This is a genomic window from Streptomyces canus 299MFChir4.1, from assembly GCF_000383615.1.
In the GTDB taxonomy this organism is placed as follows: domain Bacteria; phylum Actinomycetota; class Actinomycetes; order Streptomycetales; family Streptomycetaceae; genus Streptomyces; species Streptomyces canus_C.
This window is the reverse complement of record NZ_KB911600.1, coordinates 63,685-79,864: the sequence shown is the minus strand read 5'-3', so window position 1 is coordinate 79,864 and position 16,180 is coordinate 63,685. Positions and strand designations below refer to the sequence as shown.

14 protein-coding genes are annotated in these 16,180 nt (G+C 71.4%); 4 read left to right on the top strand and 10 right to left on the bottom strand.

All coding sequences use genetic code 11. The features are described from left to right. The first annotated feature begins 357 nt into the window (after positions 1–357). Positions 358–1,587, top strand: a complete 1,230-nt coding sequence (locus H293_RS0131770) for a trypsin-like serine peptidase (protein ID WP_020121860.1) — start codon at positions 358–360, stop codon at positions 1,585–1,587. 145 nt (positions 1,588–1,732) lie between these two features. Here the strand turns inward: H293_RS0131770 and hflX are convergent, their stop codons facing one another. The 6 genes from hflX to miaA form a co-directional block, all read right to left on the bottom strand. Then, on the bottom strand, positions 1,733–3,229 hold the full coding sequence (hflX, locus tag H293_RS0131765) for a GTPase HflX (RefSeq protein ID WP_028808366.1): 1,497 nt from the start codon (positions 3,227–3,229) through the stop codon (positions 1,733–1,735). Between the two features lie 134 nt (positions 3,230–3,363). After that, positions 3,364–4,902, bottom strand: coding sequence for a M1 family metallopeptidase (locus H293_RS0131760; protein ID WP_020121858.1), 1,539 nt, complete (start codon positions 4,900–4,902; stop codon positions 3,364–3,366). 757 nt (positions 4,903–5,659) lie between these two features. Continuing rightward, positions 5,660–7,930, bottom strand: a complete 2,271-nt coding sequence (locus H293_RS0131755) for a RelA/SpoT family protein (protein ID WP_020121857.1) — start codon at positions 7,928–7,930, stop codon at positions 5,660–5,662. A 287-nt stretch (positions 7,931–8,217) separates the two neighbouring features. Further along, complete coding sequence (gene dapF, locus H293_RS0131750; RefSeq protein WP_020121856.1) at positions 8,218–9,087, bottom strand: diaminopimelate epimerase; 870 nt, start codon at positions 9,085–9,087, stop codon at positions 8,218–8,220. Between the two features lie 125 nt (positions 9,088–9,212). After that, positions 9,213–9,716 (bottom strand): hypothetical protein, encoded by a 504-nt coding sequence (locus tag H293_RS0131745; RefSeq protein WP_020121855.1) that lies wholly within the window; start codon positions 9,714–9,716, stop codon positions 9,213–9,215. A gap of 108 nt (positions 9,717–9,824) precedes the next feature. Then, entirely contained in the window at positions 9,825–10,763 is a 939-nt protein-coding gene (gene miaA / locus H293_RS0131740; protein WP_020121854.1) for a tRNA (adenosine(37)-N6)-dimethylallyltransferase MiaA, read from the bottom strand. 183 nt (positions 10,764–10,946) lie between these two features. Here miaA and H293_RS0131735 point away from each other — a divergent pair, with 183 nt between their 5' ends. Both H293_RS0131735 and H293_RS0131730 read left to right on the top strand, forming a co-directional pair. After that, complete coding sequence (locus H293_RS0131735) at positions 10,947–11,300, top strand: hypothetical protein (RefSeq protein WP_020121853.1); 354 nt, start codon at positions 10,947–10,949, stop codon at positions 11,298–11,300. 24 nt (positions 11,301–11,324) lie between these two features. Next, positions 11,325–11,594: an antitoxin gene (locus tag H293_RS0131730; RefSeq protein ID WP_020121852.1), complete on the top strand. Its 270-nt coding sequence runs from the start codon at positions 11,325–11,327 to the stop codon at positions 11,592–11,594. Between the two features lie 137 nt (positions 11,595–11,731). Here the strand turns inward: H293_RS0131730 and H293_RS0131725 are convergent, their stop codons facing one another. Genes H293_RS0131725 through H293_RS58555 form a run of 4 tightly spaced genes read right to left on the bottom strand, consistent with a single transcriptional unit; the run spans position 11,732 to position 14,513 of the window. Then, the gene (locus H293_RS0131725) at positions 11,732–12,445 is read right to left on the bottom strand and encodes a class III extradiol dioxygenase subunit B-like domain-containing protein (protein WP_028808365.1); all 714 of its coding nucleotides are present in this window, start codon (positions 12,443–12,445) and stop codon (positions 11,732–11,734) included. A gap of 10 nt (positions 12,446–12,455) precedes the next feature. Beyond that, positions 12,456–12,752: a hypothetical protein gene (locus tag H293_RS0131720; protein WP_020121850.1), complete on the bottom strand. Its 297-nt coding sequence runs from the start codon at positions 12,750–12,752 to the stop codon at positions 12,456–12,458. A gap of 40 nt (positions 12,753–12,792) precedes the next feature. After that, positions 12,793–14,319: a tRNA (N6-isopentenyl adenosine(37)-C2)-methylthiotransferase MiaB gene (gene miaB / locus H293_RS0131715; protein ID WP_028808364.1), complete on the bottom strand. Its 1,527-nt coding sequence runs from the start codon at positions 14,317–14,319 to the stop codon at positions 12,793–12,795. 56 nt (positions 14,320–14,375) lie between these two features. Continuing rightward, positions 14,376–14,513, bottom strand: a complete 138-nt coding sequence (locus H293_RS58555; protein WP_158694458.1) for a hypothetical protein — start codon at positions 14,511–14,513, stop codon at positions 14,376–14,378. A 172-nt stretch (positions 14,514–14,685) separates the two neighbouring features. Between H293_RS58555 and argG the strand changes: the two genes are divergently transcribed. After that, positions 14,686–16,140 carry an argininosuccinate synthase gene (argG, locus tag H293_RS0131705; RefSeq protein ID WP_020121847.1) on the top strand — a complete coding sequence of 485 codons (1,455 nt, stop codon included), beginning with the start codon at positions 14,686–14,688 and terminating at the stop codon, positions 16,138–16,140. Positions 16,141–16,180 lie beyond the last annotated feature (40 nt).

The following is a 16,180-nucleotide window of genomic DNA, read 5'->3' as shown; positions in this document are numbered from 1 at the left end:
CGACATACGGAGCCCCGGAACCCTTTGCTCGACATCTCGGAACATCGATGCCCCGACTGTCTGGAAAACTCCGGGGATTGGGGCGTGGGGGACCGACGGTCCGCCGGCAGCAGGCCCCCACCGCTACCAACCGCGGACTGTTCGGCGGGTTACGGGTTGTCCGCAGATCTTTGACATGACGGAACCATTGCGGTTCGGCGTGAAGTCCCCCATAACGGGCGCATAGTGGTGATGCCGTTCCAAGGCGCGGTGCCGGACAGCCAACTGGTGGGCGTCTGCGGGAAGTCCCGGGTCCCGGCGCCGGGTTCCGCAACGGGTTCCGGCACTGGGTTCGTTCGCACCACGGGGAGGCAGAGAATGCGATCCGAACCGCTGTTGTTGACCGCTCGCGGCGAAGGCGAAAAGGTCGCGCGCCGCAGAACCTCCCCCGTGCTCGCTGCCGTGGCCCTCGCCTCGGTGCTGGCACTGACCGCCACCGGCTGCGGCTCGGGCGACCCGGAGGCGAACGCGCAGGCCTCCGCCTCGGCCGCGTCCGAGGGAGACGGCAAGATCACGATCCCGGACGACATCAGGGACCGGCTCAAGGAGCACGGGATCGATGTCGACAAGTGGAAGGACGGCGCCTGGAAGAACTGGGACAGGGACGACTGGCTGCGCGAGGCCCAGGACTACATCAACCCCGTCATCGAGGGCCTGTGGGACCCGGATCGGATGCAGGGGGCCGAGGACCCCGACCGTGGTGTCCAGGAGAGCGACCTCTCGGGTGACCAGGGTGTGACCGATCCGGAGCCGACGCCGGTGGACGCGAAGGCCGTGTCGCCTACGTACCACGACAACGTCCCCGAGGCGGGCAAGGTGTTCTTCGACTCCCCCGAAGGCACGATGGTCTGCTCGGCGACGGTCGTGGCGGACCCGGCCCACCCGGGCAGGTCCAACCTGGTGTGGACGGCGGGACATTGTGTGCACGCGGGCAGGACTGGCGGCTGGTACCGCAACATCGCGTTCGTGCCGTCGTACAACGACCAGGCGCTCTCGGCAGCGGAGTTGGCCGGCGCGACCGAGGACGAGCTTGCTCCGTACGGCGTCTGGTGGGCCGACTGGGCGGGGACCTCGGACCAGTGGATCGCGCAGGGCGGTCCGACCGGCGGGGAAGGCGCCCCGTACGACTTCGCCGTCATCCATGTGACGCCGGAGAAGGGGGGCAGCGGCAAGTCCTTGGAGGAGACGGTCGGTTCGGCCCTGCCGGTGCACTTCGCGGCGCCGGCGGTGCCGCGGGTGGAGAGCATCACGGTCGACGGGTATCCGGCGGCGGCACCGTTCGACGGGGAGACGCTGTACCAGTGCCAGGACAGGCCGGGACGGCTGTCGATCAACGCCTCGGATCCGACGATGTACCGGATCGGCTGCACCATGACCGGTGGTTCGTCCGGCGGCGGCTGGGTCGCGACGGGTGCGGACGGCGAGCCGGCGCTGGTGTCCAACACCTCGATCGGTCCGGTGAACGCGGGCTGGCTGGCCGGGCCCCGGCTGGGTGAGGTGGCCAAGGGGGTGTACGACTCGGTCAGTCAGAAGTTCGCCGGCCCGTGAGAGTTCCCGGCCGCGGTCGGCCCGAGCCCGCGACCGACAACCCGCCCGCGTCGTGAGGCGCGAGCGGCGGCGCCGCTGACCCGAACACGCTGAAGGCCCGCCCCTTTCTCGAAAAGGGGCGGGCCTGTCAGGAGAGCTACGGCACTCAGGCCACGACCGGTGCCGGCACGTACGGCACGAGCTCCGCGGCCAGTTCCTCGTGCACCCGCACCTTGAGCAGGGTGCCCTCCGCCGTGTGCTCCTCGGAGATCACCTCGCCCTCGTCATGGGCGCGGGCGACCAGCTTGCCGTGGGTGTACGGCACGAGCGCCTCGATCTCGACGGACGGCCTGGGCAGTTCGTTGTCGATCAGGGCGAGCAGCTCGGTGATGCCCTGGCCGGTACGGGCCGAGACAGCGATGGAGCGCTTCTCGATCCGCATCAGCCGCTGCAGCGTCAGCGGGTCCGCCGCGTCGGCCTTGTTGATCACCACGATCTCGGGCACGCCGGTGGCGCCGACGTCCCTGACCACCTCGCGTACGGCGGCCAACTGCTCCTCCGGGTTCGGGTGCGAGCCGTCCACCACGTGCAGGATCAGGTCGGCCTCACCGACCTCCTCCATGGTGGAGCGGAACGCCTCGACCAGGTGGTGCGGCAGGTGCCGTACAAAACCGACGGTGTCGGCCAGTGTGTACAGACGGCCGCTCGGGGTCTCCGCCCGGCGGACGGTGGGGTCCAGGGTCGCGAACAGGGAGTTCTCGACCAGGACGCCCGCGCCCGTGAGGCGGTTGAGCAGGGACGACTTGCCGGCGTTGGTGTAACCCGCGATGGCGACCGAGGGCACCTTGTGGCGCTTGCGTTCCTGGCGCTTGATCTCGCGGCCGGTCTTCATGTCCGCGATCTCCCGGCGCATCTTCGCCATCTTCTCGCGGATCCGACGCCGGTCCGTCTCGATCTTGGTCTCACCGGGACCACGGGTGGCGAGGCCGCCGCCCTTGCCGCCGCCCATCTGACGGGACAGCGACTGACCCCAGCCGCGCAGTCGCGGCAGCATGTACTGCATCTGCGCGAGCGCGACCTGCGCCTTGCCCTCACGGGACTTGGCGTGCTGGGCGAAGATGTCGAGGATCAGGGCCGTACGGTCGATGACCTTGACCTTGACGACGTCTTCGAGGGCGATGAGCTGGCCGGGGCTGAGCTCACCGTCGCAGATGACGGTGTCCGCGCCGGATTCGACGACGATGTCACGCAGCTCCAAGGCCTTGCCGGAACCGATGAAGGTGGCCGCGTCGGGCTTGTCGCGACGCTGGATCACGCCGTCGAGCACGAGTGCGCCCGCGGTCTCCGCGAGGGCGGCGAGCTCCGCGAGGGAGTTGTCGGCGTCCTGCGCGGTCCCCGTGGTCCAGACGCCGACGAGGACGACCCGCTCCAGACGGAGCTGGCGGTACTCGACCTCGGTGACGTCCTCGAGCTCGGTGGAGAGGCCGGCGACCCGGCGCAGGGCCGCGCGCTCGGAGCGGTCGAACTGCTCGCCGTCCCGCTCTCCGTCGATCTCGTGGCTCCAGGCGACGTCCTCTTCCATCAGGGCATCGGCCCGAAGACCTTCGGCGTAAGTGTGCGCGAGGCGCTGCGTGTCCTGGGAAGGGGATGAAGAGGAGGTCATTTGATCCTTACGTCGATGGGGATTCCGATTCGGCGGTCACAGAACTCAACGCACGAGCACTCCGGGAGATTCCCGCGCCCCGTGCCGCGCCGACCTGAAGATGGTCGCACGGCACGGGGCGTCTCGTCACCGCCTTATTTCACCGGTGCGGCGGCGGGTGCCACGGCCTTCCAGTCCGGGTGGCCGGGCATCGGCGGGGTCTTCTCGCCGTAGAGCCAGCCCTGGAGGAAGCCGCCGAGGTCGCGTCCGGAGATCTGGGAGGCGAGGCGCACGAAGTCTGCGGTCGACGCCGTGCCGTCCCGGTGTTCCTGCACCCAGGCCCGCTCCAGGCTCTCGAAGGACCTGTGGCCGATCTCCTGGCGCAGGGCGTACAGGATCAGGGCGGCGCCGTCGTAGACGTTCGGGCGGAAGATGCTGATCTTCTGGCCGGGCTTGGGCGGCTTGGGCGCGGCGGGTGGGCCGCCGGCGGCGCGCCAGCGGTCGGAGGCGCCGTACGCGGCCTTCATGCGGGCCTCGAGGGTGCGGCCCGCCTTCTCCTCCGCGTACAGGGCCTCGTACCAGGTGGCGTGGCCTTCGTTGAGCCACAGGTCGGACCAGGTGCGGGGGCTGACGCTGTCGCCGAACCACTGGTGGGAGAGCTCATGGACCATGATCGACTCGACGTACCACTTGGGGTAGGCGGGCTCGGTGAAGAGATCCTTCTCGAAGAGGGAGAGGGTTTGGGTTTCCAACTCGAAGCCGGTGTCGGCGGTGGCCATGAGGAGGCCGTACGTCTCGAAGGGGTACGTCCCGACCTTGTTCTCCATCCAGGCGAGCTGGCCGGGGGTCTTCTTGAGCCAGGGTTCGAGTTCGGCGCGGTCCTTTGCGGGCACGACGTCCCGGACGGGCAGTCCGTGCGGTCCGGCGCGGTGCAGCACGGTGGAGCGGCCGATGGACACCTGTGCGAGCTCGGTGGCCATGGGGTGCTGGGTGCGGTACGTCCAGGTGGTCGACCGGCCGACGCGGTCCACGTCCGTCGGGAGTCCGTTCGCGACGGCCGTGTAACCGTCGGGCGCGGTGATCCGGATGGTGAACATCGCCTTGTCGGAGGGGTGGTCGTTGCACGGGAACACCAGGTGGGCGACGTCGGCCTGGTTGGCCATGGCGAGCCCGTCCGCGGTGCGTACCCAGCCGCCGTCCCGGTCCGCGACGGAGACGGGGTCGCTCGTGTGCCGGACGGTGATCCGCATCCAGCTGCCGCGGGGCAGCGGTTCGTCGGGGGTGACGACGAGATCCTCGCCCGCGCCGGTGAAGTCCGCGGGCCGTCCGTCGACCTGGACGGACCGGACCTCGCCGTGCGCGAAGTCGAGGTTGATGCGGTCGAGGTCGGTCGTCGTCCAGGCGTCGATCGTGGTGACGGCCGTGAGCGGCTTGCTGTTGCTGCCGGGATAGTGGAAGGACAGGTCGTACGACGCCACGTCGTAGCCGGGGTTGCCGAGCTGCGGGAAGAGGCGGTCACCGACGCCGAGCGGCTCGGCCGGAGCGCTCGCGGCGAGCAGACAGACGGAGACGGCGGAGGCGAGCAGCGCGGCCGCCTTGCGTCGTCGGGCGCGTCCGGTACGGCGACGGGGGGCGTCGGGTTCGGACCGGTCGGCGTGGGCGGGGCCGGGGTGGGTGTGGGGGGTCAGCGGCATGCACCACCGCTACCAGCGCGCGCGGGCGCCACGGCGGCGACGCGCGACCGGCCCACTCGAACGGGGTCCTCCGGTCCCGTTGAGGTGGACGCGTACGGTCCTGTGCCCGTCACGCGCGCGCGTGAGGCGTGTCGAGCGGTCCTCACACGCGGGACTGCGGGCTGCTGTCCCCGCGCCAAGGCCTGCGGATCGGTCCCCGCGCGCGGTGGGGCCTGCGGGCGCCAAGCGGGTCGGGAGCGGCTCCCTGTTTCGGCACCGTCCTGGGGGCGGGCCGCTGAGAATCGGGCTCGTCCAGTCGGCGCAGCCCCTTGAGACGGAGATTCCTGTGGGCGAGACCTCTGGGGGGGGCCGGCACCGGCCCGGACGCGGGGCACTGAGACTGGGCGTGGGCCTGGCCCCACTCCGGCGAGCCCTCTGAGGCGTCGGCCGCGGCGGGCCCGGCCCGCTGAGACATCGATCGCTGTGTGCGAACTGGGTCCCCCTGAGGTACCGGCCCCATCCCGGACACCGGACACGGAGACTCGGCCTGGCCCGACCCGGCAAACGTTCCGAGGCGTCGACCCCAGCCGGTCCGGCCCCCTGAGGATGGGCCTCGCCCCAACTCGACCAACAACCGCCTGAGGCCCGGCGGGCCCGGCCCCCTGAGACGTCGATCCCCGCGGGCCCAGCCCCCTAAGACATCGCCCCCGGCGACCCCAGCCCCAGCCCCAGCCCCAGGACACCTCACCCCCAGCCGACCCCGCCCCCGACACCCCTGTCAGTCCCCAGTCGTCTGCGCCCTGCTCACGTCGTAGACGCCGGCCACGTTCCGCATCGCCCTCATCAGAGCGGGGAGTTGGGCCGCGTCCGGCAGTTGGACCGTGTACGTGTGGCGAACCCGCTGCTGGCTGGGGGGTTCGACGGTCGCGGAGACGATTTCGGCGCCCTCGCCGGCCATGGCCTCGGTGAGGTCGGCCAGGAGGTGCGGGCGGCCGAACGATTCCGCGAACAGCGTGACCCGGCACTCGGCGGTGTCGCCCCAGCGCACGTCGACCTCCTTGCGCCCCTTCATCCGGGCCACCGCGGCGCACTCGACGCGGTGCACGGTGACCACTCCCCCGCGCACGGCGAAGCCGGTGATCTCGTCGGGCGGTACGGGCGTGCAGCAGCCGGCCAGCCGTACGGTCGCGCCGGGCTGGTCGACGAGGGCGACGGCGGCGCCCGGGCGTTCGGCGGCCTGGTCGTCGTGGGTCTGCGGCTCGGCGATGATCCGACCCGCGCTGTCGGGCGTGTCGGCAGACGGCGGCTCCGCGACGTAGGGCCGGAACGGGTTCGCGCCCCGAGTCGTGACGTCGGCCGTCGTACCGGCCGTCCCGCCCCGCTCCGCGGTCTCCTCCGGCGCCTCGTGCGTCGGGGGCGTCGGATGCGTCGCGATCCACCGCTGGATGGCGATCCGGGCGGCGGGCGTGTGCGCGTGCTCCAGCCACTCCTTGGAGGGTTCGGCGGCGGGGTCCTGCCCCATGAGGAGCTGGACGGTGTCGCCGTCCTTCAGGACGGTGCTCAGGGTCGCCAGCCGGCCGTTGACACGAGCGCCCAGGCACGCGTGCGCGTCCTCGCCGTACTGCGCGTACGCGGCGTCCACACAGGTCGCGCCCTCGGGCAGGCCCAGAGTGCCGCCGTCGGGCCGGAAGACGGTGATCTCGCGGTCCTGGGCGAGGTCCTCGCGCAGGGTGGACCAGAAGGTGTCGGCGTCGGGCGCGGCCGCCTGCCAGTCGAGGAGGCGGGAGAGCCAGCCGGGCCGGGTGGGGTCCACCCGCTCCTCGTCGGCGCCGACACCGCGGGACGCGCCCTGCTCCCCCGAGGCGTCCGAAGAGGGGTTCGAAGAGGAGTCCGAAGGCGAGGCGTACGGATTGCCGAGCGCTACCACCCCGGCCTCGGCGACCTTGTGCATCTGGTGCGTGCGGATCAGGACCTCGACGACCTGGCCGTCGCCGCGTGCCACGGCGGTGTGCAGCGACTGGTACAGGTTGAACTTCGGTACGGCGATGAAGTCCTTGAACTCCGAGACGACCGGCGTCATACAGGTGTGCAGTTCACCCAGGACGGCGTAGCAGTCGGCGTCCTCGCCGACCAGGACCAGCAGGCGGCCGAAGTCCGCGCCGCGCAGTCTGCCGCGCTTGCGGGCCGTCCGGTGCACGGAGACGAAGTGGCGTGGCCGGATGACGACTTCGGCCTGGATCCCGGCCTCGCGCAGCACCCCCCGCACCTCGTCGGCGATCTCGGCGAGCGGGTCGTCCGCGCGGGAGGCGTTGTCGACGATCAACTCGCGCGTGTGCTCGTACTCCTCGGGGTGGAGGATCGCGAAGACCAGGTCTTCCAGTTCGGTCTTGAGGGCCTGGACGCCGAGGCGTTCGGCGAGCGGGATGAGGACGTCGCGGGTGACCTTGGCGATGCGGGCCTGTTTCTCGGGGCGCATCACGCCGAGGGTGCGCATGTTGTGCAGCCGGTCGGCGAGTTTGATCGACATCACGCGGACGTCGTTGCCGGTGGCGACGAGCATCTTGCGGAAGGTCTCGGGCTCGGCGGCGGCGCCGTAGTCGACCTTCTCCAGCTTGGTGACGCCGTCGACGAGGAAGCGGACCTCCGCGCCGAACTCCTCACCGACCTGATCGAGCGTCACCTCGGTGTCCTCGACGGTGTCGTGGAGCAGGGAGGCCGTCAAGGTCGTGGTCTCGGCGCCGAGTTCGGCGAGGATCAGGGTCACCGCGAGCGGGTGTGTGATGTACGGCTCACCGCTCTTGCGCATCTGGCCGCGGTGCGAGGACTCGGCCAGGACCCAGGCGCGGCGCAGGGGCTCGAGGTCGGCGTCGGGATAGTGGGCGCGGTGGGCCTCGGCGACGTGGCCGATGGCGTCGGGCAGCCGGTCGCGGGCGGCCGGGCCGAGCAGCGCGGCACGGCCCAGACGGCGCAGGTCGATCCGCGCCCGCCAACGGGCGGCCGGGCCTGCTACCGGACCTGGGGTCGCGGGGTTCGTCGCCTCCGCACTCATGGGCACCTCCGGCTGCGTGGACCGGCGGACGGGGTGCCCCATGGCGGACACGGCTCAGGGGATGGCAGCTGTCCCCCGTCCGGGCCGGTGCTTGATGCTACCGAGCCCATCACGCCCGGCTGACCGCCTCTCGGCGAGCGTGAAACGGATCACCCATTCGAGCGAAGGTTTGTAGGTTTACGATTTCGCGCCACCTGACCTGCCCCTGGCTGTGGTTCCGCATCGAACAAGGGGTCAGAGGCTGCGCTTCCACGCCTCCGGGACTCTGATCATGACGATTCATATGGTCAACCAACCGCGTTTTCAAGCCAGTCGGCGTCGATCTCGCCCTCGGCGACGATCACCGCGGGGCCGGTCATCTCGATCTCGCCGTCGGCCCGCTCGGTGATCACCAGGGTGCCGCCGGGCACGTCGACGGTGTACGTCGCCGGGCTGCCGGTCGTCGCCGGGTCGGCGCCGTCCCTGCGGGCCGCGGCCACGGCGACGGCACACGCGCCCGTGCCGCAGGACCGGGTCTCGCCCGCCCCGCGCTCGTGCACGCGCATGGCGACGTGGCGGGGGCCGCGGTCGACCACGAACTCGACGTTGACCCCGCTCGGGTAGGCGGCGGCCGGGCTGAAGGGCGGCGGGGAGTAGAGGTCGCCGGCGTGCGCGAGGTCGTCCACGAAGGCCACGGCGTGCGGGTTGCCCATGTTCACGTTCCGGGCGGGCCAGCTGCGGTCGCCGACGCTCACCGTGACGTCTCCCTCGGGGAGCAGCGCCTTGCCCATGCCGACGGTGACGTCACCGTCCTTCGCGATGTGCACGGTCTTCACTCCCCCGCGCGTGGCCACCGCGAGGTCGCCCTCGGTGACGTGACCGGCGCGCTGGAGGTAGCGGGCGAAGACGCGTACGCCGTTGCCGCACATCTCCGCGACGGAGCCGTCGCCGTTGCGGTAGTCCATGAACCACTCGGCCTCCCCGGCCAGGTGCGCGGCCTCGGGGTGCTCGGCGGACCGTACGACGTGGAGCAGGCCGTCACCACCGATGCCGGCCCGGCGGTCGCACAGGGCGGCGACGGCGGCGGGGGGCAGGTCGAGGGTGTTCTCGGGGTCCGGGACGATCACGAAGTCGTTCTCGGTGCCGTGGCCCTTGAGAAAGGGGATCCGGGTGCTCATGTCTCGATCGTACGTGTAGGCCGGTGGGGGCTGATGGCGCTCACGCGGCGGTAGCCGCAGATCGGCGCGGCCCCAGGCGTCCTGGAAGCCGCAGACCGACACCGCCCCGCGCACCCCGGAAGCCTCTAGCGGAGCCTCGCCACGCGCCAGACCGCGAGAACGACCACAACCGCCACCAGCACCACGTACCCGAGCGCGACCCGCCAGTCCGCGCGACGGCCGGACCCCCGCTGCGGCAGTCCCGGCCACGTGTAACCAACGCGGCGCGCCGCCATCATGCCCCAGCCGGCCGCGCACGAGCAGATCAGCAGGCCCAGCATCGCGATCACCGCTCCGCTGTCGCCGAAGTCGAAGGCCAGCGGGAAGGCGAACATCAGGGAGCCGACCGCGGCCAGCGAGACGATGGGGGCGAGCTGCCAGATCCGCAGACGGCGCTGTGGGCGCAGCTCGACCTCGACCTCTTCCCCGCCCGGGAACATCTCCTCGGGCTCGGGACCGTCGGCGGTCACACCGCCGAGGGTGTCGTCGGGCCCGTCGGGGCTCAGACGCTCCGCGTCAAGCTCCGGCTCACCGCTCTCGGCGGCGCGGGGCTCGGTGCCTTGTGCGGTGTCGCGAGGGCCGGCCTCCATCGCCACGCGCCCTCCCAACTCGGACTCCACTTGGTCGATCGAAGCTCGATGATGGCACGGCGCCGGAGGCCGGGATGACGCCCGGAGCGTCCCGATGCCAGGACGTGATCAGGCTGTAACCGGTCGTTCGACCAACGCCAGTGCGAGCTGCGGAAGTTCTGTGAGATGCGCCGCAGCCCCACTCAACCAGTGCACCCGGGGATCGCGCCTGAACCATGAATCCTGACGGCGCGCGAAGCGTTTGGTGGCACGGACGGTCTCGGCCCGCGCGTCCTCCATCGTGCACTCCCCCGAGAGCGCCGCGAGCACCTGCTGGTACCCGAGCGCGCGGGAGGCCGTGCGCCCCTCGCGCAACCCTCGCGCCTCCAGCTCCCGCACCTCGTCCACGAGACCCGCCTCCCACATCCGGTCGACCCGGCGCGCGATGCGCTCGTCGAGCTCGGGCCGGGCGACGTCGACGCCGATCTGGAGGGTGTCGTAGACGGAGTCGTGGCCGGGGAGGTTCGCGGTGAAGGGCTTGCCGGTGAGCTCGATCACCTCGAGAGCCCGCACGATACGGCGGCCGTTGCTGGGCAGGATCGCCTGCGCGGCCCCGGGGTCGGCGGCGGAGAGGCGGGCGTGGAGCGCGCCGGAGCCGCGCAGGACGAGCTCCTTCTCCAGCCGGGCCCTGACCTCGGGGTCGGTACCGGGGAACTCCAGGTTGTCGACGGCCCCGCGGACGTACAGGCCGGAACCGCCGACGAGGATCGGCCAGCGGCCCTCGGCGAGCAGGGCGTCGATCCTGGCGCGGGCCAGCCGCTGGTACTCGGCGACGGAGGCGGTGACGGTCACGTCCCAGATGTCCAGGAGGTGGTGCGGGACGCCGTCGCGTTCCGCGAGCGTCAGCTTGGCGGTGCCGATGTCCATCCCTCGGTAGAGCTGCATGGAGTCGGCGTTGACGACCTCGCCTCCCAGTCGCTGGGCGAGGAAGACGCCCAGATCGGACTTTCCGGCCGCAGTGGGGCCGACGACGGCGATGACGCGGGGGGCGGGGGGTGTGCTGCTCACCGCCCCAGTCTCGCAAACCTCGAAGCCCCACCTCGAACGAGTTACGTGACGGCGCGGGTCCGGCGTCGTTGCCAGTTGCGTGGTTTCCGCCGCCCTGTTCATGGAGGCGGCGCTCCGGACGGCGCGAACGGGCGCACCGGACGACGCGGGATTTCCCCCGCACGAGTAACGTATGGAGTGGATATGGGCGTTTTCGCACGACTTCTCCGCAGGTCGAAGGCCACGGAGGGGGCGTCAGCCGCCGAGACGCAGGCCGACATCCTGACGGCCGGGTCCGCGGCGGAGGAGGCGGCAGAAGCGAAGGGATCGACCGACGCCGAGGCCAAAGCCGGGTCTGGGACTGGGATTGAGGTCGAGGGCGACGCCCGGGTCGAGGTCAAGGTCGAGGTCACCGAGACCGACGCGGCCGAGGACACGGACGGATCGACGGCGACGGAGGCCGTCGAGGACGCTGCCGCCGAGGGCGTCGAGATCCCCAAGCAGCAGTCCGCCGAAGCGACGGCCGATCATGAGGCCGACGAAGGCGCCCGCACGTAACTGTCCCTAGTGGGAAGGTGAACGATGGGTCTCCTGGACAATGTGAAGGCCAAGCTCAGCCCGGCCAAGGACAAGGTCTCCGGCCTCGCGCAGCAGCACGGGGACAAGATCCAGCACGGCATCGACAAGGCCGCGAAGGTCGTGGACGAGAAGACCAAGGGCAAGTACAGCGCCAGGATCCAGACCGGCACGGGCAAGGCCAAGGACGCCATGGAGCGCCTCGCGCACACCGACGGCACCAAGGGACCGGGGGACGGCAGCGCGCCGCCGCCCTCACCGCCGCCGGCTTCCTGAACGGCGGTACGGCACACCGACGGACGGCCGCGGGGCAGGACGCCCCCGGCCGTCCGCCGTTTCCCGGGCCCGTCGAGGACTCCGCCACGGACTCCTCGACGGCCCCTACGGCTCTCGCGGCCGGTGCTCCTCGACCGTCAGGACCAGGTCGCGACCATGTACCCCACGCCGTACGGCGCGTCCTCGTACAGCAGCGAGCCGCCGAGGTCCGCGCCCTCGGCCGCGCCCGCGAGAACCTGCCAGCAGGCCCGGCCGGAGGCCTTCAGTTCGTACGCCAGCTCGGCGTCCAGCGCGCGCAGGGCCGCCACGTCGGCCGCGCCCAGGGCCCGCGCGACCTCCGCGTCGAAGGGGGCCGCGCGCTCGTCGAGGTAGCCCGGTGCCTTGAGCGTGCGGCAGGCGCTGGCGTCGCCCATCACCAGCAGCGCCACCCGCTCGGCCCGGGCGGCGATGTCCCTTCCGGTCTGGATACACCGCTCGGGCTCCAGGGGTTCCCCCACCCCGAGTCCCTCGATCGGGGCGTCGGACCAGCCCGTGCGCTCCAGCAGCCAGGCGGCGACAGCCAGGGAGGTCGGCAGCGGCCCCTGCGGGACCGCACCCCGTCCCGGTCCGAGTCGTACGTCCACCTCCACGCCGAAGCCGCGGAACGAGCCCCTGGCGCCCTGCGGGTGCGGGCCGCGTCCGCTCCGCTCGGCGGGCCCCACGACGACGAGAAGGTCGGGCCGGGCCGCCGCGAGGACGCCCAGGGCGTCCGTGCAGGCCGCGCGGGCCCCGTCGAGCTCGGGCGCGGCCCCAGCGGCGACCGGTGGCACGAGAAGGGGCGGACACGGGCAGACGGCGGCTGCTACAAGCATGATCGGCAGCTTACTTCCAGGCCCAGGGCCAGGACTCGGGATGGGTGCTCCACGCCAGTGCGCCCAGCCGGTACACCACGCGAGAGGTGGACAGCGCGCCCTCGATGCTCACGTAGTAGGCGTCCCCGTCACCGACGCGGTAGACCTGCCGGCGCTTCTGGCGCAGGCCGACGCCCGGACGGTGGGTGCAGGCGATCTCGTACAGGCGGGCGCGGGCCTCCTCCCGGGTGCACTCGAAATGCGCCACCTCGTCGACGTCCTGATGGTTTCCGGCACCCCGGTCGATCAGGACCACCCAGCGCTCCATGCCCCGCCCCGCCCCCTCCCGCGTGACCGGCGGCGGACGCTCAGTGCGCCGCGCAGCCGCCCGTAGCCGCCGGGAGCGGCTCGGGGATCCCGATCTTCGGGAGGCCCAGCATGACACCCGCCGGCTTGGCGGCCTCGGCCGCGTTCCGCTTCTCCCACGCGTCCCCCGCGCGCGTGCGGCGCACGTCGAGGACGGCGCCCTCGGCGAGGAGGTGGTGGGGGGCGGCGTAGGTGATCCCGACCGTGACCACGTCGCCGGGACGGACCTCCTGGTCGGGCTTGGTGAAGTGGACCAGGCGGTTGTCCGGGGCGCGGCCGGAGAGGCGGTGGGTGGCGCCGTCCTTGCGGCCCTCGCCCTCGGCGACCATCAGCTCCAGGGTGCGGCCGACCTGCTTCTTGTTCTCCTCCCAGGAGATCTCCTCCTGGAGGGCGACGAGACGCTCGTAGCGCGACTGCACGACCTCCTTGGGGATCTGCCCGTCCATGGTCGCCGCGGGGGTTCCGGGGCGCTTGGAGTACTGGAAGGTGAAGGCGTTCGTGAAGCGCGCCTGGCGGACCACGTGCATGGTCTGCTCGAAGTCCTCCTCGGTCTCGCCGGGGAAGCCCACGATGATGTCGGTCGAGATCGCGGCGTCCGGCATGGCGGCGCGGACCTTCTCGATGATGCCCAGGTAGCGCTCCTGGCGGTACGAGCGGCGCATCGCCTTGAGGACCGTGTCCGAGCCGGACTGCAGGGGCATGTGCAGCTGCGGCATCACGTTCGGGGTCTCGGCCATCGCCTCGATCACGTCGTCCGTGAAGTCGCGGGGGTGCGGAGAGGTGAAGCGGACCCGCTCCAGGCCTTCGATCGAGCCACACGCGCGCAGCAGCTTGCTGAAGGCCTCGCGGTCGCCGATGTCGGAGCCGTACGCGTTGACGTTCTGGCCGAGCAGCGTGATCTCGGAGACGCCCTCGCCGACCAGGGCCTCGATCTCGGCGAGGATGTCGCCGGTACGGCGGTCCTTCTCCTTGCCGCGCAGGGCGGGGACGATGCAGAAGGTGCAGGTGTTGTTGCAGCCGACGGAGATCGACACCCAGGCCGCGTAGGCGCTCTCGCGCCGGGTGGGAAGCGTGGACGGGAACGCCTCCAGCGACTCGGCGATCTCGACCTGCGCCTCCTCCTGCACGCGCGCGCGTTCCAGCAGGACGGGCAGCTTGCCGATGTTGTGCGTGCCGAAGACGACGTCCACCCAGGGCGCCTTCCGCACGATGGTGTCCCGGTCCTTCTGGGCGAGGCAGCCGCCGACCGCGATCTGCATGCCGGGCCGCGAGGCCTTGCGCGGCGCGAGCCGGCCGAGGTTGCCGTAGAGCCGGTTGTCGGCGTTCTCCCGCACCGCGCAGGTGTTGAAGACGACGACGTCCGCGTCCCCGTCGGAACCCTCGGGGGCGGGCACGTACCCCGCTTCCTCCAGCAGTCCGGACAATCGCTCGGAGTCGTGGACGTTCATCTGGCACCCATAAGTGCGCACTTCGTACGTTTTCGGAGATGAAACGTCCACTGCCGGGCTCCGGTCGCTGCTGCTGGTCATGGCTCAAGGGTAGGCGCTCCGCGGGGACCGTCGCCCCGGCGCTCAGCCATGGCCGCTCACGGGCGCAGCAGCCGCTCCAGGGCGCTCGCACCGACCATGGAAGGGCTCAAGCCGGCCGCTCCGGCCAGGGGACGGTCGGCCACGACCGCGAAGCGCACTCCGGGGACCCGGCCTTCGCCAGCAGCCGCCGCCACCTCTCCGGCCGCCGGAGGTCCGGCCGCCGCCCCGGCTGCTGCCCGCGTCGCTCCTGCCGTGCCGCCGCCTGCACAGGGGGGCGGCACGGCACGCATCGCGGATGACGTGAATCACGCGGGAGGCGGGACCTTGGGCTTTGCATGACCATGCGTGGTGATGCATAATCTTCCTATGTCCAAGGTCCTCACGTCCCTCCCCGCCGGCGAACGCGTCGGCATCGCCTTCTCCGGCGGTCTCGACACCTCCGTCGCGGTCGCGTGGATGCGCGACAAGGGCGCCATCCCGTGCACCTACACCGCGCACATCGGCCAGTACGACGAGCCCGACATCGACTCGGTGCCCGGCCGCGCGAAGACCTACGGTGCCGAGATCGCGCGCCTGGTCGACTGCCGGGCCGCACTGGTCGAGGAGGGGCTTGCCGCGCTCACCTGCGGGGCGTTCCACATCCGCTCGGGCGGGCGGGCGTACTTCAACACCACCCCGCTGGGCCGTGCCGTCACCGGCACCCTCCTGGTGCGGGCGATGCTGGAGGACAACGTCCAGATCTGGGGCGACGGCTCGACCTTCAAGGGCAACGACATCGAGCGGTTCTACCGTTACGGCCTGCTCGCCAACCCGAACCTGCGGATCTACAAGCCGTGGCTGGACGCGGACTTCGTGACCGAGCTCGGCGGCCGCAAGGAGATGTCGGAGTGGCTGGTCGCGCACCAGCTGCCGTACCGGGACTCCACGGAGAAGGCGTACTCCACCGACGCCAACATCTGGGGCGCCACGCACGAGGCCAAGACCCTGGAGCACCTCAACACCGGCGTCGAGACCGTCGAGCCGATCATGGGCGTCAAGTTCTGGGACCCTTCGGTCGAGATCGCGCCCGAGGACGTGACGATCGGCTTCGACCAGGGCCGCCCGGTGACCATCAACGGCAAGGAGTTCGGCTCCGCCGTCGACCTGGTCATGGAGGCCAACGCGATCGGCGGCCGGCACGGCCTCGGCATGTCCGACCAGATCGAGAACCGGATCATCGAGGCGAAGAGCCGCGGCATCTACGAGGCCCCGGGCATGGCCCTGCTGCACGCGGCCTACGAGCGTCTCGTCAACGCGATCCACAACGAGGACACCGTCGCCCAGTACCACAACGAGGGCCGGCGCCTGGGCCGTCTCATGTACGAGGGCCGCTGGCTGGACCCGCAGGCCCTGATGATCCGCGAGTCGCTCCAGCGGTGGGTCGGCGCGGCGATCACGGGCGAGGTCACCCTCCGTCTGCGGCGCGGCGAGGACTACTCGATCCTCGACACCACGGGCCCGGCGTTCTCGTACCACCCGGACAAGCTGTCGATGGAGCGCACCGAGGACTCGGCCTTCGGCCCGGTGGACCGGATCGGCCAGCTCACCATGCGCAACCTCGACATCGCCGACTCCCGCGCCAAGCTGGAGCAGTACGCGGGCCTCGGCCTGATCGGCACCGGCAGCCCCACCATCGGCGCCTCCCAGGCCGCCGCGACCGGGCTGATCGGCACCATGCCGGAACTCCCCGAGGGCGGCGCCGAGGCGATCGCCTCCCGCGGCGAGGTCTCGGAGGACGAGGCCCTGCTGGACCGGGCCGCCATGGAGTTCGGCACGGACTGAGGCACCTCACGACATACGTGAGAAGGGGCCGGCGCGAGAC

Excerpts from the sequence above, each read along its gene's own strand:
- H293_RS0131745 (WP_020121855.1), bottom strand. The coding sequence starts at position 9,716 with ATGGAGGCCGGCCCTCGCGACACCGCACAAGGCACCGAGCCCCGCGCC.
- H293_RS0131735 (WP_020121853.1), top strand. The coding sequence starts at position 10,947 with ATGGGCGTTTTCGCACGACTTCTCCGCAGGTCGAAGGCCACGGAGGGG.
- miaB (WP_028808364.1), bottom strand. The coding sequence starts at position 14,319 with ATGACCAGCAGCAGCGACCGGAGCCCGGCAGTGGACGTTTCATCTCCG.
- argG (WP_020121847.1), top strand. The coding sequence starts at position 14,686 with ATGTCCAAGGTCCTCACGTCCCTCCCCGCCGGCGAACGCGTCGGCATC.
- H293_RS0131730 (WP_020121852.1), top strand. The coding sequence starts at position 11,325 with ATGGGTCTCCTGGACAATGTGAAGGCCAAGCTCAGCCCGGCCAAGGAC.
- H293_RS0131760 (WP_020121858.1), bottom strand. The coding sequence starts at position 4,902 with ATGCCGCTGACCCCCCACACCCACCCCGGCCCCGCCCACGCCGACCGG.
- H293_RS0131720 (WP_020121850.1), bottom strand. The coding sequence starts at position 12,752 with ATGGAGCGCTGGGTGGTCCTGATCGACCGGGGTGCCGGAAACCATCAG.
- dapF (WP_020121856.1), bottom strand. The coding sequence starts at position 9,087 with ATGAGCACCCGGATCCCCTTTCTCAAGGGCCACGGCACCGAGAACGAC.
- H293_RS0131755 (WP_020121857.1), bottom strand. The coding sequence starts at position 7,930 with ATGAGTGCGGAGGCGACGAACCCCGCGACCCCAGGTCCGGTAGCAGGC.
- hflX (WP_028808366.1), bottom strand. The coding sequence starts at position 3,229 with ATGACCTCCTCTTCATCCCCTTCCCAGGACACGCAGCGCCTCGCGCAC.
- H293_RS0131725 (WP_028808365.1), bottom strand. The coding sequence starts at position 12,445 with ATGCTTGTAGCAGCCGCCGTCTGCCCGTGTCCGCCCCTTCTCGTGCCA.
- H293_RS0131770 (WP_020121860.1), top strand. The coding sequence starts at position 358 with ATGCGATCCGAACCGCTGTTGTTGACCGCTCGCGGCGAAGGCGAAAAG.